General features: G+C 71.0%; 22 protein-coding genes and 1 other RNA gene. 13 read left to right on the top strand and 10 right to left on the bottom strand.

What is annotated here, in order from left to right; translation table 11 throughout:
* The first annotated feature begins 49 nt into the window (after positions 1–49).
* Positions 50–1,093 (top strand): PEGA domain-containing protein, encoded by a 1,044-nt coding sequence (locus tag A176_RS05690; protein ID WP_002638938.1) that lies wholly within the window; start codon positions 50–52, stop codon positions 1,091–1,093.
* Between the two features lie 94 nt (positions 1,094–1,187).
* Here the strand turns inward: A176_RS05690 and A176_RS05695 are convergent, their stop codons facing one another.
* Positions 1,188–1,784, bottom strand: a complete 597-nt coding sequence (locus A176_RS05695; protein ID WP_002638939.1) for a hypothetical protein — start codon at positions 1,782–1,784, stop codon at positions 1,188–1,190.
* A gap of 53 nt (positions 1,785–1,837) precedes the next feature.
* On the opposite strand from A176_RS05695, the gene A176_RS05700 reads away from it, so the two are divergent.
* Positions 1,838–3,733, top strand: a complete 1,896-nt coding sequence (locus A176_RS05700; protein WP_044889621.1) for a M1 family aminopeptidase — start codon at positions 1,838–1,840, stop codon at positions 3,731–3,733.
* Positions 3,734–3,742: 9 nt separating this feature from the next.
* On the opposite strand, the gene ftsY is transcribed toward A176_RS05700, so the two are convergent.
* Complete coding sequence (ftsY, locus tag A176_RS05705) at positions 3,743–5,305, bottom strand: signal recognition particle-docking protein FtsY (protein ID WP_021781095.1); 1,563 nt, start codon at positions 5,303–5,305, stop codon at positions 3,743–3,745.
* 66 nt (positions 5,306–5,371) lie between these two features.
* On the opposite strand from ftsY, the gene A176_RS05710 reads away from it, so the two are divergent.
* Complete coding sequence (locus tag A176_RS05710; protein ID WP_002637930.1) at positions 5,372–5,932, top strand: hypothetical protein; 561 nt, start codon at positions 5,372–5,374, stop codon at positions 5,930–5,932.
* Between the two features lie 58 nt (positions 5,933–5,990).
* The gene (locus A176_RS39030; protein WP_002637929.1) at positions 5,991–6,218 is read left to right on the top strand and encodes a hypothetical protein; all 228 of its coding nucleotides are present in this window, start codon (positions 5,991–5,993) and stop codon (positions 6,216–6,218) included.
* A 334-nt stretch (positions 6,219–6,552) separates the two neighbouring features.
* On the opposite strand, the gene rnpB is transcribed toward A176_RS39030, so the two are convergent.
* Together rnpB and A176_RS05720 are read right to left on the bottom strand one after the other, a co-directional pair.
* Positions 6,553–6,948: RNase P RNA component class A (rnpB, locus tag A176_RS37560), an RNA gene on the bottom strand.
* A gap of 58 nt (positions 6,949–7,006) precedes the next feature.
* Positions 7,007–8,284, bottom strand: a complete 1,278-nt coding sequence (locus A176_RS05720) for an RNA polymerase sigma factor (RefSeq protein WP_002637928.1) — start codon at positions 8,282–8,284, stop codon at positions 7,007–7,009.
* A 295-nt stretch (positions 8,285–8,579) separates the two neighbouring features.
* Between A176_RS05720 and A176_RS05725 the strand changes: the two genes are divergently transcribed.
* The 6 genes from A176_RS05725 (at position 8,580) to A176_RS05750 (ending at position 17,911) form a co-directional block, all read left to right on the top strand.
* The gene (locus A176_RS05725) at positions 8,580–9,911 is read left to right on the top strand and encodes a reverse transcriptase family protein (RefSeq protein WP_044889668.1); all 1,332 of its coding nucleotides are present in this window, start codon (positions 8,580–8,582) and stop codon (positions 9,909–9,911) included.
* Positions 9,912–10,007: 96 nt separating this feature from the next.
* Positions 10,008–10,499, top strand: a complete 492-nt coding sequence (locus A176_RS05730) for a hypothetical protein (RefSeq protein WP_144429503.1) — start codon at positions 10,008–10,010, stop codon at positions 10,497–10,499.
* A 31-nt stretch (positions 10,500–10,530) separates the two neighbouring features.
* On the top strand, positions 10,531–12,294 hold the full coding sequence (locus tag A176_RS05735; RefSeq protein ID WP_044889620.1) for an Hsp70 family protein: 1,764 nt from the start codon (positions 10,531–10,533) through the stop codon (positions 12,292–12,294).
* 6 nt (positions 12,295–12,300) lie between these two features.
* Positions 12,301–13,821 (top strand): S16 family serine protease, encoded by a 1,521-nt coding sequence (locus tag A176_RS05740; RefSeq protein ID WP_002637924.1) that lies wholly within the window; start codon positions 12,301–12,303, stop codon positions 13,819–13,821.
* Positions 13,815–16,121, top strand: coding sequence for a J domain-containing protein (locus tag A176_RS05745; RefSeq protein ID WP_002637923.1), 2,307 nt, complete (start codon positions 13,815–13,817; stop codon positions 16,119–16,121). Before A176_RS05740 ends, A176_RS05745 begins: the two co-directional genes overlap by 7 nt.
* A complete protein-coding gene (locus A176_RS05750) occupies positions 16,118–17,911 on the top strand; it encodes a tetratricopeptide repeat protein (protein ID WP_002637922.1) in 1,794 nt (597 codons plus the stop codon). Before A176_RS05745 ends, A176_RS05750 begins: the two co-directional genes overlap by 4 nt.
* A gap of 10 nt (positions 17,912–17,921) precedes the next feature.
* Here the strand turns inward: A176_RS05750 and A176_RS05755 are convergent, their stop codons facing one another.
* Together A176_RS05755 and A176_RS05760 are read right to left on the bottom strand one after the other, a co-directional pair.
* Entirely contained in the window at positions 17,922–18,554 is a 633-nt protein-coding gene (locus A176_RS05755) for a ribonuclease HI family protein (RefSeq protein ID WP_082282906.1), read from the bottom strand.
* A gap of 18 nt (positions 18,555–18,572) precedes the next feature.
* The gene (locus A176_RS05760) at positions 18,573–19,301 is read right to left on the bottom strand and encodes a zinc ribbon domain-containing protein (protein WP_002637920.1); all 729 of its coding nucleotides are present in this window, start codon (positions 19,299–19,301) and stop codon (positions 18,573–18,575) included.
* A 166-nt stretch (positions 19,302–19,467) separates the two neighbouring features.
* On the opposite strand from A176_RS05760, the gene A176_RS05765 reads away from it, so the two are divergent.
* Complete coding sequence (locus A176_RS05765; protein ID WP_002637919.1) at positions 19,468–20,235, top strand: carboxypeptidase regulatory-like domain-containing protein; 768 nt, start codon at positions 19,468–19,470, stop codon at positions 20,233–20,235.
* A gap of 138 nt (positions 20,236–20,373) precedes the next feature.
* Positions 20,374–20,538 (top strand): hypothetical protein, encoded by a 165-nt coding sequence (locus A176_RS39275; protein WP_002637918.1) that lies wholly within the window; start codon positions 20,374–20,376, stop codon positions 20,536–20,538.
* Between the two features lie 88 nt (positions 20,539–20,626).
* Here the strand turns inward: A176_RS39275 and A176_RS05770 are convergent, their stop codons facing one another.
* Complete coding sequence (locus A176_RS05770; RefSeq protein ID WP_002637917.1) at positions 20,627–20,920, bottom strand: TIGR02300 family protein; 294 nt, start codon at positions 20,918–20,920, stop codon at positions 20,627–20,629.
* A gap of 147 nt (positions 20,921–21,067) precedes the next feature.
* Here A176_RS05770 and A176_RS05775 point away from each other — a divergent pair, with 147 nt between their 5' ends.
* Positions 21,068–22,804, top strand: coding sequence for an AgmX/PglI C-terminal domain-containing protein (locus A176_RS05775; RefSeq protein ID WP_002637916.1), 1,737 nt, complete (start codon positions 21,068–21,070; stop codon positions 22,802–22,804).
* A 3-nt stretch (positions 22,805–22,807) separates the two neighbouring features.
* Here the strand turns inward: A176_RS05775 and A176_RS05780 are convergent, their stop codons facing one another.
* Genes A176_RS05780 through A176_RS05790 form a run of 3 tightly spaced genes read right to left on the bottom strand, consistent with a single transcriptional unit; the run spans position 22,808 to position 25,559 of the window.
* Positions 22,808–23,053 carry a DUF3006 domain-containing protein gene (locus A176_RS05780; RefSeq protein ID WP_002637915.1) on the bottom strand — a complete coding sequence of 82 codons (246 nt, stop codon included), beginning with the start codon at positions 23,051–23,053 and terminating at the stop codon, positions 22,808–22,810.
* A 20-nt stretch (positions 23,054–23,073) separates the two neighbouring features.
* Positions 23,074–24,372: a ComEC/Rec2 family competence protein gene (locus A176_RS05785; RefSeq protein WP_002637914.1), complete on the bottom strand. Its 1,299-nt coding sequence runs from the start codon at positions 24,370–24,372 to the stop codon at positions 23,074–23,076.
* Entirely contained in the window at positions 24,369–25,559 is a 1,191-nt protein-coding gene (locus A176_RS05790) for a ComEC/Rec2 family competence protein (protein WP_002637913.1), read from the bottom strand. The genes A176_RS05785 and A176_RS05790 overlap by 4 nt, the downstream gene beginning before the upstream one ends.
* Positions 25,560–25,665 lie beyond the last annotated feature (106 nt).

Below are 25,665 nucleotides of genomic sequence, written 5' to 3' on the forward strand. Positions count from 1 at the left end.
GGGACTCTGTTTGATTCCCTTGGGATGACTCTCTAACCTTCGGACCGTCATGAGCTTCCACCGCATCCTCGTCTTCGCCCTGGTGACTGTCCTGGCGGCCCCGTCCTCCGCGCTCGCGCAGGATGATGACTTCCTGGCGCCGCTCACCTCGCCGTCGGAGTCCTCGAAGTCGAAGCCGAAGCCCGGCAAGGCGAAGGTGGTGAAGAAGAAACCCGCGCCCAAGAAGCCGGCTCGCGCGGCGAAGGGCAAGAAGCCCGCGGCGCCCCCGGATGACGACCTGCTGGCGCCCCTCACGCCGGTGAAGACGGAGGTGCTCGTGCGCCTCACCGGCAACGTGCGCGGCGCGAAGCTCTTCGTGGATGGGAAGGAGTTCGGCGTGCTCTCCTCGGCCGTGGTTCCGGTCGAGGTGAAGCCGGGTGAGCACCAACTGCTCGTGCGCCGCGCGGGCTACGCGGACTTCACCCGCCGCATCGACGTGAAGCCGGGCTCGCAGGCGGAGGTGCTGGTGTCGCTGGATGCCACCATGGGCTTCGCCACGCTGACGGCGGACGTGGCGGACGCGGTGGTGCTGGTGGACGGGCAGCAGGTGGGCGAGGTGCCGCAGACGAACGTGTTGCTGCGCCCGGGTTCGCGCGAAGTCGAGTTCCGCGCGCCGGGCTTCAGGCCCGACGTGCACAACATCACCGTGTTCGCGGGCCGCAGCTACGAGGTGAAGGGCAATCTGCGCCCCGCCATGGACAACTCCATCGCCAGCGCGGACGCGCCGAAGAGCCCGGTGCTGGAGCCGTCCTCCAAGGCCCGCAACTACGACGAGCCCGCGCCGGGCCTGTCGTTCGCGGACGACACCGAGGCGCCCGAGGTGTCGAGCTCGAAGCCCTGGTACGGCCGCTGGTACGTCTGGGCTGGCATCGGCGCGGTGGTGGCCGCCGGCACGGTGGGCGCGGTGATGGCGACGCAGGGAAGCGCTGCCAGCCCGCTGAGCTCCACGGACGTGTGCGGTGGCCCCTGCGACGGCGTCATCGGCGGCGCGCGCTCGGTGCGCGGCGGCGCGGGGCTTCAGGCGCCCGCACCCGCTGGCGCCATCCGCTTCTGATTCCAGGCCCCGGGCCCTCCGCTCCCGCTCGAGGAACGGAGCGCCGAGGGCCTCGTCTCCGGCGCCTCGCTCGCGGCGCCGGAAACAGCCTGCCTCACTGGCCGCGCAGGTCGTCCTCGGAGGCGCGGTCGGTGGGCGCGAGCACGAGGTACACGTCACTCACCCGGCCCACGCCCCAGGTGTCCAGCGCGGTGGCGCGGACCTGGAACGGCTCCGAATCAGGCAGCAGGTGGGTGATGTCCACTTCGCCCGCTTCGAAGTTGAAGGCGCGGCGCCCCACGCTGTCCACCTGCTCCTTGCCCATGTGGACCGCTTCGGTGAAGCCCACGGCGGCGCGCCGGGTCACCTGGCCATTCGCGTCCAGAATCTCCAGCAGCAGGAAATTGTCCACGGCGAAGCCCAGCGTGCCCTGGGCGTCGCCGTAGAGGCGGGCCCGGTTGCCGCCCAGGCTCATCACGGGCGTCTGTCCGGTGGCGACCACGCGCGGCGTGCGCTCGCCCTCGGTGGCGTCCACCTCCACGTCCTCGCGCAGCTTCGTGAGGGTGTGGGTCTCCTTCGCGGGCGTGTCCAGCAGGAGCCGAACGGCGCGAGGCGCGGACGAGGTGGAGGCGGGCGTGGCCGAGGCGGGCACCTGCCGCGCACAAGCCATCAGCCCCAAGGAAGCGGCCAGGACGAGCGTTCGAGAGTACATGGGAAGTCCAGGGTAGATGAGCAGGGGTGGCCAGGGTCAATTAGCATGGCCCCATGCGGACCTTCCTCTACGGGTGCCTCCTGTGGTGTGCGTTCTCCGGGAACCCGGCGTGGGGCAGTGCCCCGGCCGTGCCCGAGCCCGGGATTTCACCCGAGGTGCAGCTCTGTCTCCAGCACCTGAAGCCCTCCGAGCGTGAGCGCGCCGAGAAGGCGCTGGGGCCCCTGGAGGAGCTGCCGCGCTACCGCGTGCAGTTGGAGGTGGACCCCGATGCGCGCACGGTGAAGGGCCGGGTGCAGGTGGAGGTGTTGGCCCGGAAGCAGCCCATCACCGGGCTGTACCTGCGGCTGACGCCCAACGCACAGCAGCGCCGGCTGACCTTGTCCGACGCGAAGCGCGGCAGCCAGCCCGTCCGGCTGGAGCGGCCGGAGCCCACGCTGTACTACCTGTCGCTGGAGTCAGAGCCCGTGCCCGCCGGCGCCGCGGCGGTGTTGGACGTGGCGGTGGAGGGGCTGGTGCCTCGCGCGGCCACGGCCTCGTCGGGCGCGTCTGGCGGGGTGCTGGGCGCGTTGGGGGGCGGTGGGGGAGGGCGCCCCTCGGGTGGGGACCACGGCGCCTTCTCCGCCTCGGAGAACTTCATCAGCCTGGTGGGCGTGGTGCCGCAGGTGCCGCCCATGGACGAGGCGGGGCGGCCGTGGGACGGCCCGCAGGGCATTGGCGACCTGGGGCTCTATGAGCCGGCCCATGTGCTGGCCACCATCACCGTGCCCAGGGGCTGGGCGGTGCACGCCACGGGGGTGCCCATTGGCGAGGTGCCGGAGCGCGATGGCCGGGTGCGCTTCGCCTTCGCGGCCGCCGCGGTGCGCGACTTCCCCATCCTGGTGTCGCGGGGCTACGCGAGCTCCACCGCCACCGTGAATGGCGTCACGGTGGAGAGCCACTACGCGGAGGCGGACCAGGCCGCGGGCGAACGGGTGCTGAAGCACGCCACGTCGATGCTGACGGAGTTCGAGCGCCGCCTGGGCCCGCTGCCCTACACGCACTTCCGGGTGGTGCAGGCGCCGCTGTCCGGTGGCGCGGGCGGCATGGAGTTCCCGGGGCTCGTCACCATCGCCACGTCGCTGTACCGGGGCGCGGAGGGCGCGTCGGAGATGCTTCGCGGCATGCCGGGCGCGGAGGACCTGGAGGCGCTGCTGGGCATGCTCGGGCAGAGCGGTGGTGGCGGCGGGCTCGGCGGCGGGGCGCTGGCGCAGATGAACGGGGCCATGGAGCGCACGCTGGAGTTCACGGTGGCGCACGAGGTGGCGCACCAGTACTTCGCGGGGCTGGTGGGCTCGGACCCCATCCTGGCGCCGGTGGTGGACGAGTCGCTGGCCCAGTACGCCGCGCTGCTCTACCTGGAGTGGAAGCACGGCAAGAAGGTGGCGGACGCCGCGCGCCAGGAGACGCTGGTGGGCCAGTACCACCTGTACCGGATGACGGGTGGGAAGGACGGCCGGGCGGACCGGCCCACGGGCCACTTCGCGGACGAGGTTGAGTACGGCGCGCTCGTCTACGGCAAGGCGCCGCTGCTGCACCACGCGTCACGGAAGCTGGTGGGTGACGCGGCCTTCTTCAAGGCGCTGCGCGCCTACGTGGACACGCACCGCTTCAAGTGGGCGTGCAAGGAGTGCTTCACGAAGGAGCTGGCGAAGGCGAGCCCCGCCAACACGAGCGCCCTGGAGCGCCTGCGCAACCGGTGGTGGCGCGAGGCCAAGGGCGACGAGGACCTGGGCAAGCCGAAGCTGGAGTCGCTGCTGGGCGGCTTCGAGGGCCTCCCGGGGTTGGAGGCCCTCCAGGGCGTGGACGTGGATTCGCTCCAGGGGTTGCCAGGGCTGGAGGCCTTCCAGGGGATGGACGCCCAGTCGAAGCAACTGCTGGAGCAGCTCATCCCCGGCCTGCTGGGGCAGTGAGCCCCCGCGTCAGTCGAAGAGCGCCTTGACGAACTCGCGCGGCTCGAAGCGGCGCAGGTCGGCCACCTTCTCGCCCACGCCCACCCAGACGACGGGGAGCTTCAGCTCGTCGCAGATGCCAATGACGACGCCGCCCTTGGCCGTGCCGTCCAGCTTCGTCAGGGCGATGGCGTTGACGCCCACGGCCTCGTGGAACTGCTTGGCCTGCTGAATCGCGTTCTGGCCGTTGGTGGAGTCCAGCACCAGCAGCACCTCGTGGGGGGCGCCGGGCAGGGCCTTGTCCATGACGCGCTTGACCTTCTTCAGCTCCTCCATGAGCGGGGCCTTGGTGTGGAGCCGGCCGGCGGTGTCGGCGATGAGGACGTCCGCGCCTTCCTCCTTGGCCTTCTTGGCGGCCTCGAAGATGACGGCGCTGGGGTCTCCGCCCTCGACGCCCTTCACCAACTGGGCGTTGGCGCGCACGGCCCAGACGTCGAGCTGCTCGGTGGCGGCGGCGCGGAAGGTGTCACCCGCGGCGAGCACCACCTTCTTGCCTTCACCCGTGAGCTTCGCGGCCAGCTTGCCGATGGTGGTCGTCTTCCCGGCGCCGTTGACGCCCACCACCATGACGACGTGCGGGGGGCCTCCGCCCTCCAGCGAGCGCGGCACGGGGATGTCGCAGATGCGGGCGACCTCGTCGCGGATGAGGCCCTTGATGCGCTCGGGGTCCTTCAGCTCGTTGCGCTTGAGCTTCTCGCGCGCCACCTCCACCAGGTGGTTGGCGGTGCGCACGCCGATGTCGGCCGTGAAGAGGATTTCCTCCAGCTCCGCGAGGACGGACTCGTCCACCTGGCGCTGCTGGCCGAACAGGCCGTTGAGCCGGGCCATGAAGCCCTGGTTCTTCGTCTTGTCCAGGCCCTGGGCCAGGGTGCGGCCGGCCTCGGCCTCCACCTTGGCGCGGGCGGCGGCCTGCTCGGCGCGGCGGGCCTCCTCGACGGCGGCGGCCTCGCGGGCGCGCTCCTCTTCGGCCAGGCGCTGGCCCTCGGCCTGCTCGCGCTTGCGGCGCTCCCGGGCCTCGTCGTCGGCGGCCTTCTTGGCGCGGTACTCGGCGCGCTTCTCTTCCTCCTCACGCTCCTTGAGGGCGCGGGCCTCCGCCTCAAGCCGGGAGCGCTCGGCGGCGTCCTTCGTGGTGCGGGCGGCCTCGGCGGCCTCGGCGCGTTGACGGGCCAGGGCCTCGGCGCGGCCGTGGGCCTCGTCGGCCTCGCGCAGCCGGGCGGCCTCGGCCTCGGAGGGGGGCAGCTCCACCCGAATTCGAGGATGCTCGGCGGGCAGGGCGGGCTTCTCCGCCGGGGTGGGGACGGTGGGCTGCTTCTCCTCGGGGCGCTTGCGGAAGAACAGCTTCCGGGCGGCCAGGACCATCAGCAGGACGAAGAGGGCGGCGGCGCCAATGCCGACGACATCGCCCGCGGGGGAGCCTTCCGGGGGCGGGGTGCCGGTGCCCGGCTGCGTGGTATTCCCGCCCGGCGTGGGGGAGGGAGGGGGGGCGGGCGGCACCTGCGCGGTCAGGGCGTCGAGGGCGTTGGGCGTCTTCATGTGCGCGGCCTCGCATACACCAACGCGCCGGTGGATGCAGCGCCCGTGGCCGGGTAGAACCCCGTCGTGATGCGTCTTCCGCCCCCCTCTGTCCTGCTTTCGTCGCTCCTCCTGCTTGGCAGCGCCTGCATCGTCGAGGCGCCCGGCGGCGCCAGTGAGCAGGAGCGCCGCGCGGCCACCGTCACCCAGGTCCCACCCCTGTCCGTGAAGAACGGGGCCAACCTGGGGGGCAAGGTGGAGCTGGTGGGCGCCACCGTGCAGCCCGGCCGACTGACGCCCGGGGAGCAGGCCAAGGTGGCGCTCTACTTCAAGGTGCTCCAGCCCATGGAGGACGACTACCTCATCTTCGTCCACGTGGAGGACGCGGACGGCCGCGCCGAGCGCATCAACGTGGACCACAAGCCCGCGGGCGGCATGCTGCCCACCTCGCAGTGGAAGCCGGGCGAGACGGTGAAGGACGAGTTCGCCATCTACGTGCCGCCGGGGACGCCCGCGCGCACGATGAACATCTGGCTGGGCCTGTGGGAGCCGCGCACGGACTCCCGGCTGCGCATCGTCAACGCGAATGCCGTGCGCAACGACGGCAAGGGCCGACTGCTGCTGGGGCAGGTGCCCGTGGCGCAGTGAGCCGCGCCGGAACGGGCACCCGGGGGAGGGCGCCGACTACTGGCAGGTCGGCGGACCCATGCAGGAGAAGGTCGCCGTGACGACGGCCGTCATCGAGTTGTCGTTGTTTCGGAAGCAATCGGTCTGTGCTGTCTGGACGTTGCACGTGCCCTTGGGGCAATTGGCGCTTGCGGCCGCGAGTGCGGCGTCGGTCGCGCGTCCCCAGGCGGCGGGGCAGTTGAAGGAGGACGCTGCGCCGGAGGCGGTCCGTCGCTGGCTCTCGCAGGTACACGGCGTCCCGCAGTAGCTGCGGCTTCCGTTGCACTCCACCCAGCCATTTCCGTCGGCGCCCGAGGAACAGACGCCGCTGGCGGAGCTGCAGGAGATGGTCGCGCCACTGTCGCACAACTGGCTCACCGTACAGGTGAGCTCCGCCTCGCTTTGCCCCACCGCGGGCGCCTCCTCTTCAGCGCCTCCCACGTTGCAGGCTGCCAGGACGAGGACCGCTGCCAGGACTCCACTTCGCCAGCGCCAATTGGTTTGCATTTGCATACCGGCGACGCTACGGCCGCGACTCTCCACCCATCCATCGTGGAGAACCGCAGCGGGCCCCGTGGGGGGCCTTCTCATGTGAGGGAAAACGCCGGAGCGGCCGTGTAAGCCGAGTTCTGTTCCCACCCCTTTCGGGATGGGCAGTGAACATTCATCTAGGGCCCTGGTTGCCCAGGGGCCTCATCAGCGAGCAACCCGAACGCATGGGACGGGCCATCCCTGTCCTCCGGACGGCGAGGACGCGCTCCTATTGGCTCTTGCTCCAGGTGGGGTTTGCCGTGCCATCCGAGTCACCCCGGACGCGGTGCGCTCTTACCGCACCGTTTCACCCTTACCCGCCCCTTGCGGAACGGGCGGTTTGTTTTCTGTGGCACTTTCCTGCGAGTCACCTCGACTGGCCGTTAGCCAGCACCCTGCCCTCTGGAGCTCGGACTTTCCTCCCGTCACCCATGAATGCAGTGACCGGCGTTCACCCGGGCCGCTCCGGCACCTTGCGCTTACAACAGCCGGGTGGGGGTGGTCCACTCCGGGGACGTCCCGCTGTCAGGCGGTGCCCTTCCCGCAGGTGGCGGCCCGCTCCAGGAGGAGGGCGCGCTCACGGGTGTTCTGGGTGAGGGCGGCGGCGCGCTCGAACTCGGCCCGGGCCTCGTCGAACCGCCCGAGCTTCCCCAGCAGGTCCCCGCGAACGCTCGGCAGCAGGTGATAGCCCCGGAGCGCGGGTTCCTCGGTCAGCTCCTCGACGATGGCGAGCCCCGCCGCGGGGCCAAAGGCCATGGCGTGGGAGACGGCGCGGTTCAGCTCCACGACGGGGGAGGGCATGACGTCCGCCAGCGTGTCGTAGAGCGCGGCGATGCGCCTCCAGTCCGTGGCCTCGGGCGTTCTCGCGCGGGCGTGGCAGGCGGCGATGGCGGCCTGGAGCGCGTAGGGGCCCTGGGCGCCGCCCAGTGACTCGGCGCGTTCGAGCGCGGCGAGGCCTCGGCGGATGAGCAGGTGGTCCCACAGGGCGCGGTTCTGCTCCAGGAGCAGCACGGGCGCTCCCTTCGGTCCCACGCGAGCGCGCGCCCGCGACGACTGGAGTTCGATCAACGCGATGAGGCCGTGGACTTCGGGCTCCTTCGGCGCGAGCCCCGCGAGGATGCGGCCCAGGCGCATCGCCTCCTCGCAGAGCGCGGGGCGCATCCAGTCGTCGCCGGCCGTCGCCGAATAGCCCTCGTTGAAGATGAGGTAGATGACCTCCAGCACGGAGGACAGGCGGGCGGCCAGCGCGTCGCCCTCGGGCACTTCGAAGGGAACGCGTTCCTCCTCCAGCGTCCGCTTGGCCCGGACGATGCGCTGGGCCACCGTGGGGCCAGGGACCAGGAAGGCGCGCGCAATCTCCTCCGTGGTCAGGCCGCCGAGCAGTCGAAGCGTGAGCGCCACCCGCGCCTCGGTCGACAGCACCGGGTGACAGGCGACGAACATCAGGCGCAGCAGGTCGTCGCCGACGTCGTCATCGAGCGCGGCGTCGAGGTCCGGCGCGGCCGAGCCTTGCAGTGACTCCAGCTCATGACCGAGTTCCTCGTGCTTGCGTTCGAGGAGTTTGTGCCGGCGCAGTTCGTCGATGGCGCGGCGCTTGGCGGTGGCCATGAGCCACGCGCCCGGGTTGTCCGGGACGCCTGTCGCTGGCCACTTCTCGAGCGCGGCGACGAGCGCGTCCTGTGCGAGCTCCTCCGCGCGGCCCACGTCGCGCACCATCCGAACGAGGCCCGCGATGAGCCGGGCCGATTCGATTCTCCAGACGGCTTGGATGGCGCGCTGTGTGTCGGAGGAGGCGGACGTCACGGCCGCGCACTCAAATCATCCCGGGTCATCAAGGCAAGGCCCGAGTGGGCGGGCGTTCGCGCTCATTTCTCTTCTGGGCACTGGACGTGTACGGTGGGCCCGCCATGCGGCGGCTTGGACACCCAGCGGGTAGCAGGGCTGTGAGGTCGCGGTCCACTGCCTCTCCGGGGTACCCCCGGGGACATCTCATCAGGAGCACACCGTCACGCGAGGCCGCGACCGCGGCATGCCGCGGCACGGGCCACGCAAGACAGGACAGGTGGGGCCACGCCGCCGCATGGCGTGTGAGTCCGCGATGAGCGAACGGCGCGTGGTGGCCACGGCGCTCGCGTCCGCGTTCCTGGCGGGGCCGTGGACGATTCAAGGGCTCACCGAGCGGGGACTCGAGGTCGTCGGCGCTCCGTCGCCGTGGGTGGCCTCCCTGGCGCGCAGCGCCGTGCGCTTCTTTCCGCGTGCCCCGCGCGCGCGCATGGAATTGCTCGCGGACTTGTTGGCCACGCGCGCCGCGTTCCAACGGGGCTTCGAGGACCCGGAAGCGCGTGCGCGAATCGTGCGCTGGAGGGTCTCCGAGCCGCGGATGGCGCGGCAGCCATGGCCGGTTCCGTCGCTGCCCGCGCAGGCGGACCTCGCGGACTGGCTCGGCGTGACGAGCGCCCAGTTGGACTGGCTCGCGGATGTGCCGGGCATCGAGCGCACCTCTCCGCCGGGGCGGTGGCGGCGCTACCGCTACACGTGGATCCCCAAACGCAGCGGGGGACAGCGGTTGCTGGAGCGCCCGGGGTTGGACCTCGCGTGCGTTCAGCGAAAGGTGCTCCACGGCATCCTGGACCGCATTCCTGCGCATGACGCGGCCCATGGGTTCGTCTCGGGCAGAGGCGTGCGCAGCTTCACGGCCCCGCACGTGGGGCAGGCCGTGGTGGTGCGGTTGGATTTGGAGGACTTCTTCCTGGCGGTACGGCCAGCGCGCATCTGGGGCGTGTTCCGCGCCGCGGGGTATCCGGATGGCGTCGTCCGGGCGCTCGCGGGGCTGTGTACGAATCGCACGCCCGGCGCGGTGATGGCGCGGGCTCCCACGCCCACGTCGCTCGCGACGGTGGCGGCACGGTGGCGGTGGACGCGGCGGTTGGAGTCACGCCATCTGCCGCAGGGGGCGCCGACGTCACCGGCGCTCGCCAACCTCGCGGCGTACCGGCTCGACGTGCGGCTGTCGGCGCTCGCGGCGGCGATGGGCGCCCGGTATACGCGCTACGCGGATGACCTGGCGTTCTCGGGGGATGCGTCGCTGGCTCGCCGCACCCGAAGACTGCTGCACCTCGTGGGCCTCATCGTCCGTGAGGAGGGCTTCACGCCGCGCGCTGGGAAGACACGGGTGATGTCGCAGGGCACCCAGCAACGGCTCGCGGGCGTCGTGGTGAACGCGCGGCCGTCCATTCCTCGCGCGGACTACGACCGGCTGAAGGCGCTCCTCCATCTGTGCCGGACGCGAGGTCCCGACAGCCAGAACAACACGGGGCACCCTGACTTCCGCGCACACCTGTTGGGGCGTATCGCCTGGGTGTCGCACTTGCACCCCACTCGGGGTGCCCGTCTGCGGGCCCTGTTCGAGCAGATCGCATGGACAGCTTGAGACGGGGGATTGCGCGCGTTCGGTCTGGTGCCGCAGGATTCGCGCCGCGCCGCGCGCTCGTTTGAGGAGTGCCGCGCCTGCTTCGAGGGGAATCACATGATCATCTGGGGTTCGCGGCTCTTCGGTAAAGTCGATGCCGTGCCGGGCTTGGGCTACGTGGCGACCCAGTTCGCGCACATCAACTACCTGCCCCTCTTTCCGATGAAGAGCTGGCTCGTCGTGAGCGAGGAGGGCAATGGCTGGCGTGGGCAGGCCATCCCTCTCAGTTGGAAGTCCGTGCTGGTGGCGTGGGGGCGCGTGGCGCTCATCGCCGCGGCCGCCGTGAGCTTCTTTTCCGGGCTCGGCACGTATGGGGACCATGGCGTGCGCGGCGGCATGCCGTCCTGGGCGCTGACCCTCCTCTTCATCGCGGCAGTCATTGCTTCGTATGTGTGGTCTGGGATTGCCAAGGCGTCGCCGGAGCGCGCGTTGGAGATCGCTCGTCAGGCGGACATCCCCGAATCCAGCCTGGACGAGCTGCGCCGCGCCGCCGAGGCGCCCGTGGCCGCCCCTGTGCCCGCCCAGCGGTGGACTCCTCCCGAGTCCTGAACCGTCCTCCAAGGACCCGAGTCTCCCCGCCATGAGTCACGTCGTCGGTATCGATCTGGGAACCACTCACTCGCTGGTGGCCACGCTGGATGGCTCGGGCCGTCCCACGCTGCTGCCCAACCGGTTGGGGCAGCGCCTTACGCCCTCGGTCGTCGGTCTGGATGCGGAGGGCCGGCTCCACGTGGGGGAATCGGCGCGCGCCCAGTTGCTCGTGCATCCCGAGCGCACCATCGCGGAGGTGAAGCGGCGCATGGGGCTGGACCTGCCCGTGACGCTGGGGGACCGGCGCTATAGCCCCACGGAGGTTTCCGCGCTCATCCTGCGGGCGCTGCGTGAAGACGCCGAACGCGCGCTGGGAGGCGTCGTGACGGAGGCCGTCGTCACGGTGCCCGCGTACTTCAGCGATGCGCAGCGGCAGGCCACCAAGGACGCGGGAGAGCTGGCGGGCCTCAAGGTGGAGCGGCTCCTCAACGAGCCCACCGCCGCCGCGCTGGCGTACGGCGTGGACCACTTGGACGCCGAGCAGTATGTGCTCGTCTATGACCTGGGCGGCGGCACCTTCGACGTGTCCGTGCTGGAGATGTTCCAGGGCGTGTTGGACGTGAAGGCCTCGGCGGGCAACAACCAGTTGGGCGGCAGTGACTTCGACCAGGTGCTGGCGGCCTGGCTCGGCGAGGAGTTCGAGCGGGCCCATGGCGTTTCGCTCAAGGGGAACCTGGGCGCGCAGGTGCGGCTGAAGGCCGCCGCGGAGGCCGCGAAGATCGCGCTCACGACGGTGGAGTCGACGCCGGTCATCGTGCCCTACCTCGCGAACGGACGCGGGGGCTCACCCGCCTCGCTGGAAGTCGAGGTGACGCGCGCCCGCTTCGAGTCGATGGTGGAGAAGCTGGTCCGCTCCACCCTGGAGCCGATGGAGCGCGCGCTGCGTGACGCGAAGCTGTCGCGTGAGTCCATCGCGGAAGTGGTGATGGTGGGAGGCAGCTCCCGCGTGCCGGTGGTGCGTCGTCTGGTGGCGGAGTACTTCGGACGCGCGCCGCGCGATGGCGTGCATCCCGACGAAGCGGTGGCCCTGGGGGCCGCGCTCCAGGCGGGCCTGAAGACGGGGGCGGTGAGTGCCGCGCACGGCATCATGATTACGGACGTGAGCCCCTTCACGCTCGGCGTGGAGGTCCAGACCATGGCGGGCCGGGAGCGGGTCAACGGCGTCTTCTCGCCGCTCATCCCGCGCAACACGACGGTGCCGGTGTCTCGCACGGAGACCTTCGCCACCACGGCGGACAACCAGCGCGCGGTGGAGATTCGCGTGTTCCAGGGCGAGGGCCGGTTGGTCCGCGACAACCTGTTGCTGGACGCCTACACCGTGGAGGGCGTGCCTCCCGCGCGTGCTGGCGCGGAGAAGGTGGCTGTCACCTTCACGTACGACATCAACGGCATCCTCGACGTCACCACGCGAATTGTCTCCACCGGCAAGGAGGCGGTGCTGGTGGTGGACAAGCGCGCGCAGCGGCTGGACCCCGAGCAGCGGAAACAAGCCCGGGAGCGGCTGTCGCGAGAGTGGGATGCGGGTGCCTCTCCGCCCGTCGCCACACCCGCGGCCAAACCGGCTTCCTCGGAGGCCGACGCCGAGGCGCTGCTGGTCGCCGCGACCGAGCGGCTGGCGACCGCGCCGGCCTCGGTGCGTCCCCGGTTGGAGTCGCTGGTGGAGGCCCTGCGTGCGGCTCGGGCGAAGGGGGACCGCGTGGCCGCGGCGCGCCTGGACGCCGAGCTGACGGACCTGCTGTTCGACCTGGGCTGACGCCACGTGCTGCTGACCGAACTCAAACGCGCGGTGGTCCTGAGCCCGTCGACGCCCGCGCCTCGGCTCGCGCTGGCGGAGGCGCTCTTCCAGGAGCGGGACTTCCGTGGCGGCGCGGAGCATGCACGGCGCGCCCTGGACCTGGGCGGTGGTGCGCCCGCGAGGCGTCTGTTGTGCGCGGCGTTGTTGATGGATGGGCGGCGTGATGAAGCGCTGAAGTTGTTGGCGGACTGCCTTGCCAATGCGCCTCGCGACGCGCGGCTCCGCACGGAGCTGGTCGTGTTGCTGGCGGAGGACCGGCCCGACGACGCCCTGGTGCATGCGCTCGAGGCGACGGAGGCTTCTCCAGAGGAACTGGAGCACTGGCGCATCGTGATTGGGTTGTGCCATCGCACGAACCGGCCCGCTCTGGCGCTGCCCGCGCTGAGGCGCGCTCGGAGGCTGTCCCCCGAGGACGCGCGGTTGCGCGAGAAGGTGCTCGGTGCCCGTGCCGCGCTGGGACTCCCTGAGTCCACGGCCATGCTGGACGCCCCGCCGGTAGAGCAGGTCGCGCAGGCGCTCTCGCTGCCCACGGCCCGCGCGGTGATTGCCGAGGCGAAGTTGGAGGCCGCGGCGGTGGCGCTCGGGCGAGGGGCGCTCATGGAGGCCAAGCGGCAGCTCGTGCTGGCGCTCGCGTCCACGCGGACAGGGGCGGCGGCCACTTTCCTTCGCGCGGAGCTCCTGTGGCTGGAAGGCAAGCCCCAGGCCGACGTGGAAGCGGCCCGCCGCGCCGCGTTCGAGGTGCCCGGGGCTCCTGGCGCCGCCGCGTTGCGCTTGGGGGACAGCCGGCTCGAAGCGGGTGACTTGGAGGAGGCGCAGGCGCTCTACGCGCGTGCCGCGGGAAACGGCGAGGCGGCCGTGGCGGCGGGCCGCGAAGCGGAGCTGTCCGAGCGGCGTCGCGAGCTCGCACGGGATGTGCCCGCGGTGGGGCGCATTGGCGTGCTCGGGTGGCATCCCGGCGGCGGACATGTCTCGCCGCTCGAGGCCGTGGCGGTGCCTGGGCGTGGCGTGTTGCGGAGCAGCGGCCACGTGGGGCCCGAGGGCAGGGAGTCCGCCGACGTGGCCTTCAGCGCGGCGCGTTCGCGAGCACCGTTGTTGGGGCTGGGCGACATCGTGAGCCGGTATGACCTGCACCTGCACTACACGGACACCGAGGTGGGCAAGGACGGCCTGTCGAGCGGCCTGGCGTTGGCCCTCGCGGGGCTGTCCGCCTACGCGCAGCGCCCGTTGCTGGCGCGCCTGGCCGCCACGGGAGAGGTGACGCTGTCCGGCGAGGTGCGGAGGGTGGGCGGCGTGCACGAGAAGTTGGTGGCCGCGTACCTGGAGGGGGTTCGCGTGGTGCTGCACCCACGGCGCAACCTCCAGGACGTGGCGACGCTGCCGTCCGAGGTTGCGCGCCACCTGCGACTGGTCGCGGTGGATACGTTGGATGAAGCGTGGCGGGCCGTGCAGACGGCGGCGCGCGCTCCAGGAATGGATCGATGGTGAAAGACGAACCCCGGCGCAGCCCGTATGAGGTTCTGGGCATCGCGGTGGACGCGGACGCGCGCGCCATCAAGAAGGCGTACTTCGAGCGCATTCGTCAGAATCCGCCGGAGACGCATCCGGAGGTGTTCAAGCAGTTGCGCGAAGCCTACGAGCTGCTCTCCGACCCCGAGGCACGTCAGGCCTACGACGCCAGCGCCGCGGCCCAGGCGGAGGGCGGCACTTCGGAGGAGGACGCACGCCTCAAGGAGGCCGTCGACCTGTTCGACGCCGGTGACACCGCCGGAGGCCGCAGCGTCCTGAACCGGATGCTGCTCGAGCAGCCGGACTTCCACCAAGCCCGGCTGCTGCTGGGTCGCAGCTTCTTGTGGGAAGAGGCGCCCGAGGCGGCGCTCACGGAGTTCGACGAGGTGCTGAAGCGCGCGCCCGAGGACTGGCGTGGACACCTGCACCGCGGCTGGGCCCTGAACCGACTGACACGGCTGAAGGAGGCCGCGGACGCCTACTGGCGCGCGGGCAAATACGGCCCGGCGGAGGTGGGTCCTCGCGTCTCTCTGGCGGACTGCCTGGTGGAGATGGGGCAGGTGGACGACGCGCTCAAGGTGCTCCTCGAGGCGCAGGCGTTGCCGGGCATTCCGCGCACGGAGGTCCTGTGGTTCAAGATGCGGCGCATCGCGATGTTGCTGGAGCATGATCGCGAGCGCGAGGCGACCCGCGGGCTGGATGAACTCGACGCGGAAGTGCCCGCGAGCGCCGACCCGGAGCTGCGCCGTTGGATGGCCGCGCAGGTGTCGGCCGCCGCCGCGCACCTCTTCGCCCAGCGGAAGTCCCAGGCCGCGAACCGCTTGCTCGAATATGGCCGGCGCTTCCATCCGGACGACGCTCCCGCCGCCGAGCTGAGCTTTCCGAACGGCGTCCACGTGGACATCTCGGCTCTGCCAGAAGCGGGGCGGCAGTGGGTTCATGCCGGCGCGGAGGACTCCGAGGGCTGGCGCTCCCAATGGAGTTGGGCGATGCCCGCCGCGGTCACGTTCGCGCTGGCCCTGGCGACCTTCTTCTTCCTGGCGTACTGCGCCTTCGGAACCGGCGAGCGCTCCTTCTACAACTGGAGCGGTTGCGTGGTGATGGCCGCCGCCTTGTGTGCCGCGACGGCGTATGCCGCCCGGCGGTTCCTGACTGTGATGACCCAGCCCTACGGGCGCTTCACCCTGCTGCATCCACTGCACCTGGTGGAGGTGATGGGGGACCACGTCATCGTGTGGCCCCTGGTGCATCTGGAAGACGTGCAGTTGGTGAACCAGCACTCCCATGTCTCGTACACGCACACCCTCATCGAGATGCGTTTCAACGGCCGACAGGTGGTCACGTTTGGTCACAGCGAACGGGCCGCCAAGGACTTCGTGGCGCAGTTGGTGGCGCAGCGCCGCCGCGTGCTGGAGCTGCTCAGCCAAGGTCTGCTGAGCGCGGAGGAGGGGATGGCGCAACTGCCCGCGGAGTTGCTGGCGCGCGGCGCGTCGAGCGGCACGGTTCACGGGCCACCCCATCGGTTGCCGCACGCCACCCACCCGCTCGTCGCCGCGGGGCTGGGCGTGTTGCTGGTGGTGGCCGCGGTGATTCCTCATCGCAGCGCCACGGATGCGCAGGCATGGCAGCATGCCGCGGTGCAGACCTCGGGGCTGGGGCCGCTGCTGACCTTCCTGAGAGCGCGTCCCGACAGCCATTTCTCGGTCCAGGCCCAGGCCCGGGTGGACGCGGAGCTGGCGCGCGTACGGGCGCGGCTCGAAAGCCGGTTGGACCCCGGCAGCGCCGCGGCTCGGTCCGTGCCCTTCTTCACCGGCCTGCTGAACGACGTGTCCCGCACCCACAGCCGCCGCGTCGTCGTCGAATGGGCGGAACCTGCCTCGGAGAAGGGACAAGGGCAGGCCCAGGAAGACCTTTCCATCTTGCTGGTGTCCGCCTGGCAGCGGCTGCTGGATGAAGCGCTGGGGCGGGATGTCCTCGTCGTGGATGCAGGACGCAACAGCCAGGAAGGGCCGCCCGTCCTCACCCTTCAGGTGGGCGAAGCGCTGCGCCCATCCACCGGCTCGGGGCCTGTCCGGCACCGTGTCTGGCAGGTGCGCGCGAAGGGGCCGGGGGGCGAGGACATCGTGGCGCCCCTGGAACTCACGGCGGACGCGGCGGACCCGAAGGTACCGGAGAGCCTGTTCCACGCATGGGTGGACCAGTGGCACCTGCCCGGCGCGGGCGACCGGCGTCCCTTGCTGCTGACGGCTTCCACCCTGGTTCGGAGCGCCACGCCATGAGCGCGCCATCGACGTCCCTCCGGCGGGGCCTGTTGCTCCTCGCCGCGATTTTCGGTTTCGCGCTCGCGGTCGTGGCAGTGCTCCGCAACGCGGCGGCGGTGCAGGAAGTGGTCTTCGTCAACGGATTGGACTTCACCGTTCAGGTGTCCGCGGGCGGCACGTGGCTCCGGCTGAAGCCGAACGAGCACCAGGTCCGCGCGTTCCCCGAAGGCGCGTTGGAAATCACCGTGACACACGAGGGGAAGTTGCTGGCCCAGGACATGGTGCTTCTGCCGGAAGGCGGGGGCCACTTCGTCTACAACGTCCTGGGGGCCGCGCCGCTCTACCTGTCGAAGGTCGTCTATTCACCCCGTTCGGCGTCGGGGGCAACGGCTGCTCCCGAACCGGAGCCCCGCCCCCTGCTGGGCACGCCCTTCGAGCGGGTGTCGCGCGTGGACTACGTGCTGACCGAGCCTCCGAGCAGCCTGACGCTGCAACGGGATGCCCGCGGCGCGGTCACCCGCGTCCACCTTGGACTGGCGGATGGCGACTGGACGGTGCGCTTCAACTGGCTGCTGAACTCCGGGCACACGGCGGAGGCCCACCGGCTGGCGGAGACCATCGCACGCGCCCTTCCGGACATGCCGGAGGCCAAGGAACTCGCGCTCTTCTCGGGGATGTCGCTCGACGGAGGGGAGGGCAGTCACGCCGTGGTGGCCACCGCGCGAGCCTGGCGCGATGCCAACCCCGACAGCCTGGATGCACACCGCCTCTGGGCGTACCAGATGCGGCGTGCCGGGCGGCTCGACGAGGTCCGTGCGCACTACACCGCCGAGCTCGCGACCACGCCGAACTCCGCGCTCCTGGCCATTCTGCTCGCGCGAACGGAGACGGGCCGTGAGGCGAGGGCTCGAATCGAGGCGCTGCATCGCGCCCACCCCGATGACCTGGTGGTCCGCCGCGCCTTGGCCATGCTCTACGTGCGCGAGCAGCTTTGGGCGGAGGCGCTGCCGCTGTTCATCGCGCTGGCCGGCGATGACCCTGAATACGCGGAGCGCTACGCGGACGCGCACGATGAAGTCCTCATGGGCCTGGGGCGGCGTGAGGAGGCCGAGCAGCGCGCGGCGGCGCGAATACCCTCCGTCGAAGCGAAGAAGCCCACTCCCTGGAACGAACTGCTCCACTTCGCGCGCCTCCGAGGGAGGCTCGTCCTGGCGGGTGCCAGCTCGCCCTTGAAGCATCACGTGTCCCATGTGGCGGTGGAGGACAAAGTGACGGGCGCCTTGCTGCGCACGTGGCTCGCGGCGTCCATGGGCGAGGACGTGTCGGATGCCGACTTGCGCATGGTGCCCGTGGAAGTCCCGCGGCGGAGCGCGGCGGTGATTCTGGCCGCGCTGCAGGCGGGCCCCGAAGCCGTCGTGGGACCCAGCGCCACCGCCGACACGCGCGCCTTCCATTTCATGGGCTCTGAAGTGGGCATCCTCCTGGCGGCGGAGTTCGAACGGCTGGGTGACTCCGCGCTCGCGGCGCGGATGCTCCAGGTGTCCAAAGCCGAACTCGGGTTCGCCGAGCTCCAGGACGTGGTGCGCGGCGCGCGTGACGTCGACTCCCTGGCCACGATGCGGAGCGAGGAGCGCGCCGCGTTGCTGCTCGCGGTGGCGCGCGGCCAGGATGCACGGGGCGTCCGCTCCACGGAGACCTATGCCCGCGTGAAGAAGCTGGCCTTGCTGCCAGGGGCCGTCACCATCGCGCTGGCGAAGTGGCCGCGTCCGAAGCCGGGCGGCGCGGTGGCGGGGGCGCCCGCGCCGTGACGCCGGGCGGCTACATCCGCTCGTCGATGGCGCGGTTGCTCATCTCATCCGCCTCCGCGTTCTGCGCGCGGGGGACGTGGTGGAGCTTCACCTTGGTGAAGCCCTTGAGCAGCTTCCGCGCCTCTTCGTACAGCGGCTTGAGCGTCGCGCTCTTCACCTGGTAGCGGCCCCCGAGCTGACGAATCAGCAGCTCGCTGTCCGCGTAGACGTCCACCTCGCGCGCGCCCAGGGACTGGGCGTGCTTCAGGCCCAGCAGCAGGCCCATGTACTCGGCGGAGTTGTTCGTCTGCGTCCCAAGGAAGCGCCCCAGCCGGGCCACCACGTTGCCCGTGGGGTCCATCAGCACGGCGCCGGCGCCCGCGGGACCAGGGTTGCCCCGGGCCGCGCCGTCCGAATAGACGCGCAGGCGAGGATGCGGCTCGGAGGCCGCCGCCGGTTCGGCGCGAGGGGACTCGGCCTTCTCCGGAGGACTCACGAGGGGAGGCGCGGCGGCGGGCGGTGCGCCCGCGAGTCGCTGCGCGGCCTCCTCGATGAGCTGACCGAGGTGCTCACGGGTGAGACCTCGGAACTCGCGCACCGTCCCCTGCAACGGCTCCTCACGGGCGATGTGCCGGAGGATGTCGATGATGGACGGCGCGGGCATGTCCACGAAGCCGGGCGGCTACTTCTCCGCCGCGGTTTCCTGCAGCGCTTCCACGGCGTAGATGATGCGGTTGCACGAGGGACAGATGTCCGTGCCCAGGCCGGTGCGGAGCTGGTTGTACAACTGCGGGGGCACGTTCATGTTGCAGCCCTGGCAGGTGCCAGCGACCACGCCGACCATGGCGGGCAGCTTCTTCTTGCGCACCACCTCGTAGCGGCGCAGCAGGGTGGCGTCCACGCCCGCGGCCACGTCCGAGCGCCGGCCCTCGAGCCCCTTCACCTGCGACTCGGCCTCGCCCAGCTTGCCGCGCAGCTCCGTCATCCGGCCCGCCAGCCCCTGCTGCTTGGTGGCGAAGTCGGACTCCTTGCCCTTGATGGCCTCGCGCGCGCCGCCGAGCTGCTTCGTCAGCTCCGTCAGCTCCTCCGCCATCGTCAGATTGGCCTTCTTGGCGATGTCGATTTCACGGGCCAGGGCGGAGTACTCGCGGGTGGAACGCTGCTCGCTGAGCCGCGCCTCCCACTTCTTCACCTTGTCCTTCTCGTCCGTGATGTTCTGCTCGAGCTGGGCCTTCTGCTTCTCCATGTCCGCGACACGGGCCCGTTCCGCTTCGATGGCGCTGCGGGCCACACCCAGCTCCCGCTCCAGCTCTGCAATCTGGCGGGGGTGAACGTCCGCGGCCTTCCGGAGCGAGGCGACCTCGAGGTCCACGTTCTGCAGCTCCGCCAGCGCTTTCAATTTCTCCCGCAAAGTTGCTGCCTCCCACAGGGCCGCACCGTGTACGGCAACGGCCGAGCTCTTGTACCAACAAGGATGATGAGGGTCCAACGTCCAAATGGGCCATGAGTCATCCCCCAGGGCCCTTACCGCGATGCCGCATTTGAAACAGCTTCACGCACCCGTTAGACCGGAGCGCGTGCTTCGTCCATCCTTCATCCTCGTTCTCTGCGCGCTGGCCCCTGCCTGCAAGGAGTCCGCGCCCCCGCCGCCCGCCACCACGGCGGCCCCCGCCGCCCCGCCCGCGCCCGCCGCGCACACGAAGTGGGGTGTCATCGAGGGGCGTATCCAGCTCTCCGGAACGCCTCCCACCCCCGCCCGACAGCCCACCATTGGCACGGTCGTCTCCGTGTGCGGCGAGGAGACGGAGGAGCGCTCGCTCGTCGTGGGCGCCGAGGGCGGCGTGGCCCACGCCGTCGTGTCCCTGAAGGACGGCAAGGCGCTGCCCGCGCCCGTCAGGCCCGCACCGGAGCCGGTGCTGGACCAGAAGCAGTGTGTGTATGACCCGCCCGTGCTGGCCGCGAAGACGGGGAGCACCCTGGTCATCCGGAACTCGGATCCGTTGGTGCACAATGTTCGCGCCGCCTCGGGGACGAACCGCGCCTTCTTCAACGTGGCCATGCCGCTGGAGGGGATGAGCGTCCGCCGCCAGCTCCCCGCCGAGCCCGGCGAGGTCCCCATCCACTGCGACATCCACCCCTGGATGCGCGCCCGGGTGCGCACCTTCGACCATGGGTACTTCGCCACCAGCGGCGCGGACGGGCGCTTCCGCCTGGAGGTCCCCGAGGGCACCCACACCGTCGTCGTCTGGCATGAGCGGCTCCCGGAGCAATTGCACACCGTGACAGTGCGTACGGGGGAGACCGTCCAGGTGGATGCGCGCTGGGCCACCACCGACCTCAAGTAGGGCGGGGCCGTACGGACGGTCCAAGGTTTCTCGCGCTCGGCGTCTAATGGATTGAGAAGCCGCGAAGGGATCGGGGTTCCGTTCCGGCGGAAATATTGTTATGAAGGTGGCATTCGCCACGGACGAGGGGGCCGAGTCATGCAGCAGCCAAAGAAGCGGGCAACCCTGATGAACGACGCACACGGCCTGGAGACGCCCCGGAAGGCGGCGCCCCGGCCCGTCGGAATGCAGGAGATGGGACCGAACCTGTACGAGCAGTTGCGCCGCGCGCTGGTGGAGCTGACGCCCGTCTCGTCCCATTGAACGCAGGCCGGACTGGCGCTGGCGCCACGGCCTGAAAAGCGAAGGGGCTCCCGGCAAATCGCCGTGGAGCCCCTTGCTGTTGATGGACCTAGATGTCGTCCTCTTCGGACTCGCCTCCGGCCGATTCCTCGTCATCGAACGAGTCGAGTTCCTCTTCCTCATCTTCCCCTCGGCCAGCCGGCTCCTCGGGTTCAATGGGTTCGATGACCTTCGGGGCAGCGGCGAGACGTCCGCGCCTTCCCTCGGGTTGAGGCTTCAGTGCCGGGCTTTCCCGCTGATCCGCACCACACTTCGGGCAGATCGGGTCCGGCTTCTTCATGTCGTAGAACTTCGTCTGGCACTTGAAGCAGACGTGTTTTGTTCCGAGGTCCTTCGCCGGCATTCGCCACCTTTGTAAAAGGCGAGTGAAGACAGGGGGGAGGGCGGCTCAATAGTTGGGCCGCAAGACGGAGTCAACCTGTGGTTTGCGTGGAAGATTTCTAGCGGTAGCATCCATGGCGCGTTTTCCCCCGGAAGCTGGACGCCCCTCTTGAACTTTACCTGCGACAATTGCCAGAAGCGGTATTCCATTGCGGACGAAAAGGTCCGCGGCAAAACGGTCAAGGTCCGCTGTAAGAACTGCCAGAACGTCGTCACCGTCGAAGGCCCCGCCGAGGAAGAGAACACCCGCGTGGTGTCGCTCGCGGACGTGGAGCGGATCCGCGCCCAGGAGCGCTCTCTGGCGGAGCCCGAGCCGAGCGCCGCCCCGGCTGCCGTCATCAGCGCGCCCATCGCACCCGCCCCCGCGCCCAAGGCGCCGGCGGCCCAGGCCGCGTTGCAGACGCCCTGGGACGACGAGCCCACTCGCGCCGCCCCCATGAAGGCCACGGGGTCTCCCTGGTTCGTCATGGTGCGCAACAAGCAGGAGGGCCCGCTGGACGAGGGCGCCCTGCGCGAGCTGATGGCCACCGGCGCCGTGAATGGCCGGAGCTTCTTCTGGCAGCAGGGCATGGCGGACTGGAAGCGGGGCTCGGACATCCCCGAGCTGGCCGGGCTCTTCGAGCCGCCGGCCCCCGTCGAGCCGCCCCCTCCGCCGCCTCCCGTGGCCGCGGCCCCGGAGCCCGCGCGTCCCTCGCGCAGCGCCCCGGCCCGCCGTGAGCCGGAGCCGCAGCCCTTCGAGCCGGAGCCCGAGCCGGAGCCGGTGCAGCGCCAGGCCGCGCCGGAGCAGCCCTGGCCGGACGAGGAGGACGACGCGCCGGACAACACCTTCTTCGGTGACCCGCTGCCGCGCGCCGAGCCCGAGCCGGTGCCACGCGCCGAGCCGAGTCGCCGCCCGCAGCCGCGCCCCACGGCCACCGCAGCGCCGCTGGACGACGCGCTGTTCTCCGACCTGGACCTGCCGAACCAGCGCAACGACGGCGAGGACGACGGGCGCCAGGACGAAGACGGCGTGCCGTACCCCGAGGACCCGCACGCCGCGCTGGGCGGCGGTGAGGATGACGACGACGGCAAGGTGGTGCAGGACACGCGTCACTTCGCCAAGAAGTCCGGCGTGACGCGCCGCAACCCGGCCTGGAAGTACGCCGTCTTCGTGCTCCTGCTCCTCATCGTCCCGCTGGGGCTCGCGTACGTGCTGTCGGAGACGCTGGGCGTGGTGCCGCTGCGCGTGCAGACGGTGGATGCCCAGGGCAACGCGGTGGAGCAGCCCGTCTTCTCGCCGGAGGGCGTCGGAGCCCTGCGCGACAAGCTGATGGGCCGTGCGCCGCCGCCCGCGCCTCCCGCGGACAACAAGCCTCCGGCACCTCCCACGGACAGCAAGCGTCCGGCCGGCACCGGTGCGCCCACGGGCGCGGCGGGCTCGGGGGCGGGCGTGGGCGCGCTGTCCGACGCGGAGCTGCAGGCCGCCTACGCGGACTCGGACAAGAAGGACGTGGACCCGGCCGTGCGCGGCGGCGAGGACGTGGCCGCCGCCGACACGGAGGAGGTGGGTGGCCCGTCCGACGAAGAGGTGGAGCGCGTGCTGGAGAAGACGCAGCCTGCCTTCCGTGACTGCGTGGAGGCCGAGCTGCGCAAGAACCCGTCCTTCAAGGGCGGCAAGGTGACGCTCACCGCCACCGTGAGCAGCTCCGGCTCGGTGAAGGCGGCCACGTTCGACCGCAAGGACCTGAACCGCAACAGCCCGGTGGGCACCTGCATCCGGGACCGCGCGAAGGGGATGGTGTTCTCCGCCTTCGCGGGCGAGGACGTGGACCTGGAGATTCCACTGGTCCTCTCCAAGTCGATGTAGCGCCTAGAGGTCGAAGTTCCCCGCGGGAGGCGGCTTCTTGCCGCGCGTCGCCTTCTCGCGGGCCCTGCGCACCTCCTCGCGCAGGGCCTCGGTGGCCTCCCGGTCCACCTCCAGCGTGGCGAGGTCCAGCACGTCGCCCTCGCGAACCCCCGCGGGCAGCTCGCTGAGCGGGCGCGTCACCTGACGGCCGTCGACGACGAGCACGGCGACGTCCTCTTCGATGCGGTCCAGCGTGGCCCGGGTCGTCATGGGCTGTGGCTCCTTGCTGCTCACGGGTTGCAGTCCTTGGCCGGCCGCCGGTTGTTGCGCTTGGCATCCTGGCGGCTGGTGAAGGTCACCAGGTTGCCCGCCTTGATTTTCATGACGTTGCGGCACGTGGGGCGGTGGAACACGTCACTGTTGATGCTGCCCACGTAGGCGCCCACCGTCACGGTGTTGGCGTCGACGCGGGTGCGCGTGTTCCCCCGGGGCGTCGATGGCCGCGAGCCGTCCGGACCCTCGAGGCTCATGGTGTACGGCTGCCCGGCGGGTGGCCGCTTCGCGTTGCCCGCGGTCAGCGGCGCGAGCGCGGGCGCGCCCAGGCCGGGGTAGCTGTAGCGCGTGTCCTCGGGCACGCCCGGGGCCAGCCGCTGCGGGGTGACGACGAGCGTCTTGCCGTCGCTCACCACCTGAATCTCGCCATGTTGGTCCGTGCGGAACACCTGCGTGCCGGCGGCCTTGAGGCGCTCGAGCGTGGCCGGTGAGGGTGCGCCAATCAGGTTGCCCTCGCCCGCGGAGATGACGGCGGCGCGGGGCGACACGGCCGACAGGAACGCGGCGCTGCTGGTGCCGTCGGTGCCATGGGAGGCCACCTTGAGGAGCGTGGCCTGCATGGGGGCGTTGCGCGCCAGCAGGTGCTCTTCGGTGCGCGCGTGCGCGTCCGCCATGAAGAGCACCGTGGTGTCGCCATACGTGAGGCGCAGGATGACGGAGTTGGCCTCCAGCGCGGCCTCGGGCACGTCGAGCAGCGGCTCGGTGGGCGCCCGGGGCCACAGCACGGTGAGGGACACGCCCGCGCCCAGCGGCAGCCGCTGAAGCGCGTTGGGCGTCGCGGGAGACGGGGAGGGGGAGATGAACTCCACGCCCTGGCTGGCCACGGCGCCGAGCAGGGCGTCGTACGCCTTGGGCGTGGCGCCGAGCTGCGGCTCCAGGAGCTGCTTGGCCCCCACCCGCTTGAGCACCGGCTCCAGCGAGCCGTGGTGGTCCGCGTGGGGGTGGGTGAGGACGACCAGGTCCAGCCGCTGCGTGAGCAGCTCCGGCAGCCGGTTCACCAGGTGGTCCGCGGCCTGGGAGGGGCCGGTGTCCACCAGCGCGGTGTACCCGTCGGGGGACACGATGAGCGCGGCGTCGCCCTGACCCACGTCGAAGAAGTAGACGTGCAGCTTTCCGTCCGGGGTTCCGCCGAAGTAGCGCCGCTGGGGCGCGGAGGGGCGCGCGGCCTGGGCGGGCTCGGGGGGCGGCGGGGGCGGGTCCTGGCACGCCGCCAGGGCCAGCAGGACGGCGAGGAGGAAACGCGGGCGGAAACTCATGGGTGGCAGTCCTCGGCGGGGCGGCGTTCGCGCATGGCTTCGCCGCGGCTCGCGTATTCGGTGCGTTCCGACTTGGAGCGCTTGAGGGTCTTGCAGGACGCTTTGTGGAACACCTTGCTGCCCTTGAGGCTGATGTATCGGCCTTCACTGGCGCCGCGTTGCGTCGGGGTGTTCGTGTCCGAGCTGGTGGCGGGGGCGCTCCTGCCACGCGGGGTGCTGGCCTTGCGCGTGCCCCGGGTGATGGGGCCCAGCGCCACCGCGTTGGACGTCACCTCGCCCGCGACCAGCACGGAGGCGCCGCTCCGCCGCTCCCCTCGCACGGACACGACGTTGCCGTCGCTGGTGGCCACGACCTCTCCGTCCAGGTCGGTGCGGAAGACCTGGGCCTTCTCCGCGCGCAGGCGCTCCAGCACCTGCGCGGTGGGGTGCCCGTAGTCATTCTTGGCGCCCACGGAGATGACGGCGGCCTGGGGCTTCACCGCGGCGAGGAAGGCCGCGGTGGACGAGTGCCGCCCGCCGTGGTGGGCCACCTTCAGCACGGTGGAGGTGAAGTCGATGTTCTTGCGCAGCAGCGTGGCCTCGGTGTCCGGCTCGGCGTCGCCGGTGAAGAGGAACGCCGTCTTCCCGTAGGTCAGCTTGGCGACGATGGAGTTGGAGTTCGCGTCGGAGCGGGTGCCCTTGAGGAACGGGTCTTCCGGCACGCGCGGCCAGAGCACGGTGAGGGCGGCGCCGTCGCCCAGGCCGATGGTGAGCAGCGAGCTGGGGTCCGAGGGGTCGGGCAGGGGCTTCATCACCTGGCCCACCTCGTCGCCCACGACGTTCAGCAGGTCGCGGTAGGCCTCGCTCGGGTGGTCGAAGCCCGGGTCCATGAAGCGCCGCGCGCCCACGGTGCGCAGGGCATTGGAGATGCCGCCCAGGTGGTCCAGGTGCGGGTGGGTGAGGATGACCAGGTCCAGGGGCCCCTGCACCAAGTCCCGCAGCCGCCGCTCCAGATGCATCCGGGATTCGGGAGGGCCTCCGTCGATGAGCACCGTCTTGCCCGTGGGCGAGATGACGAGCGCGGCGTCTCCCTGGCCCACGTCGAAGAAGTGAACCGTCAGGGACTGGTTGCCCGACTGGGCCAGGGCCCATCCTGGAAGCGTGGCGAGGAGGAGGACGAGGAGTGCGAGCAGCCGGGCGAAGGACATCACGGGGCGACTCTACCGCTCCGCGCCCGCCCTGGGCACCCGGGGGCGTGTGAAGCCGCGGGCCCGCCGCGAGCGCTTCCCGAGGGCGAGGAAGTGGGCTAAGGGG

This window comes from Myxococcus hansupus, from assembly GCF_000280925.3.
Lineage (GTDB): Bacteria > Myxococcota > Myxococcia > Myxococcales > Myxococcaceae > Myxococcus > Myxococcus hansupus.

Coding starts and splice junctions, on each gene's coding strand:
- A176_RS05770 (WP_002637917.1), bottom strand. CDS start 20,920: ATGCCGGCGAAGGACCTCGGAACAAAACACGTCTGCTTCAAGTGCCAG.
- A176_RS05690 (WP_002638938.1), top strand. CDS start 50: ATGAGCTTCCACCGCATCCTCGTCTTCGCCCTGGTGACTGTCCTGGCG.
- A176_RS05750 (WP_002637922.1), top strand. CDS start 16,118: ATGAGCGCGCCATCGACGTCCCTCCGGCGGGGCCTGTTGCTCCTCGCC.
- A176_RS05695 (WP_002638939.1), bottom strand. CDS start 1,784: ATGTACTCTCGAACGCTCGTCCTGGCCGCTTCCTTGGGGCTGATGGCT.
- A176_RS39030 (WP_002637929.1), top strand. CDS start 5,991: ATGCAGGAGAAGGTCGCCGTGACGACGGCCGTCATCGAGTTGTCGTTG.
- A176_RS05745 (WP_002637923.1), top strand. CDS start 13,815: ATGGTGAAAGACGAACCCCGGCGCAGCCCGTATGAGGTTCTGGGCATC.
- A176_RS05730 (WP_144429503.1), top strand. CDS start 10,008: ATGATCATCTGGGGTTCGCGGCTCTTCGGTAAAGTCGATGCCGTGCCG.
- A176_RS05700 (WP_044889621.1), top strand. CDS start 1,838: ATGCGGACCTTCCTCTACGGGTGCCTCCTGTGGTGTGCGTTCTCCGGG.
- A176_RS05785 (WP_002637914.1), bottom strand. CDS start 24,372: ATGAGTTTCCGCCCGCGTTTCCTCCTCGCCGTCCTGCTGGCCCTGGCG.
- A176_RS05725 (WP_044889668.1), top strand. CDS start 8,580: ATGAGCGAACGGCGCGTGGTGGCCACGGCGCTCGCGTCCGCGTTCCTG.
- A176_RS05780 (WP_002637915.1), bottom strand. CDS start 23,053: ATGACGACCCGGGCCACGCTGGACCGCATCGAAGAGGACGTCGCCGTG.
- A176_RS39275 (WP_002637918.1), top strand. CDS start 20,374: ATGCAGCAGCCAAAGAAGCGGGCAACCCTGATGAACGACGCACACGGC.
- A176_RS05755 (WP_082282906.1), bottom strand. CDS start 18,554: ATGCCCGCGCCGTCCATCATCGACATCCTCCGGCACATCGCCCGTGAG.
- A176_RS05790 (WP_002637913.1), bottom strand. CDS start 25,559: ATGTCCTTCGCCCGGCTGCTCGCACTCCTCGTCCTCCTCCTCGCCACG.
- ftsY (WP_021781095.1), bottom strand. CDS start 5,305: ATGAAGACGCCCAACGCCCTCGACGCCCTGACCGCGCAGGTGCCGCCC.
- A176_RS05735 (WP_044889620.1), top strand. CDS start 10,531: ATGAGTCACGTCGTCGGTATCGATCTGGGAACCACTCACTCGCTGGTG.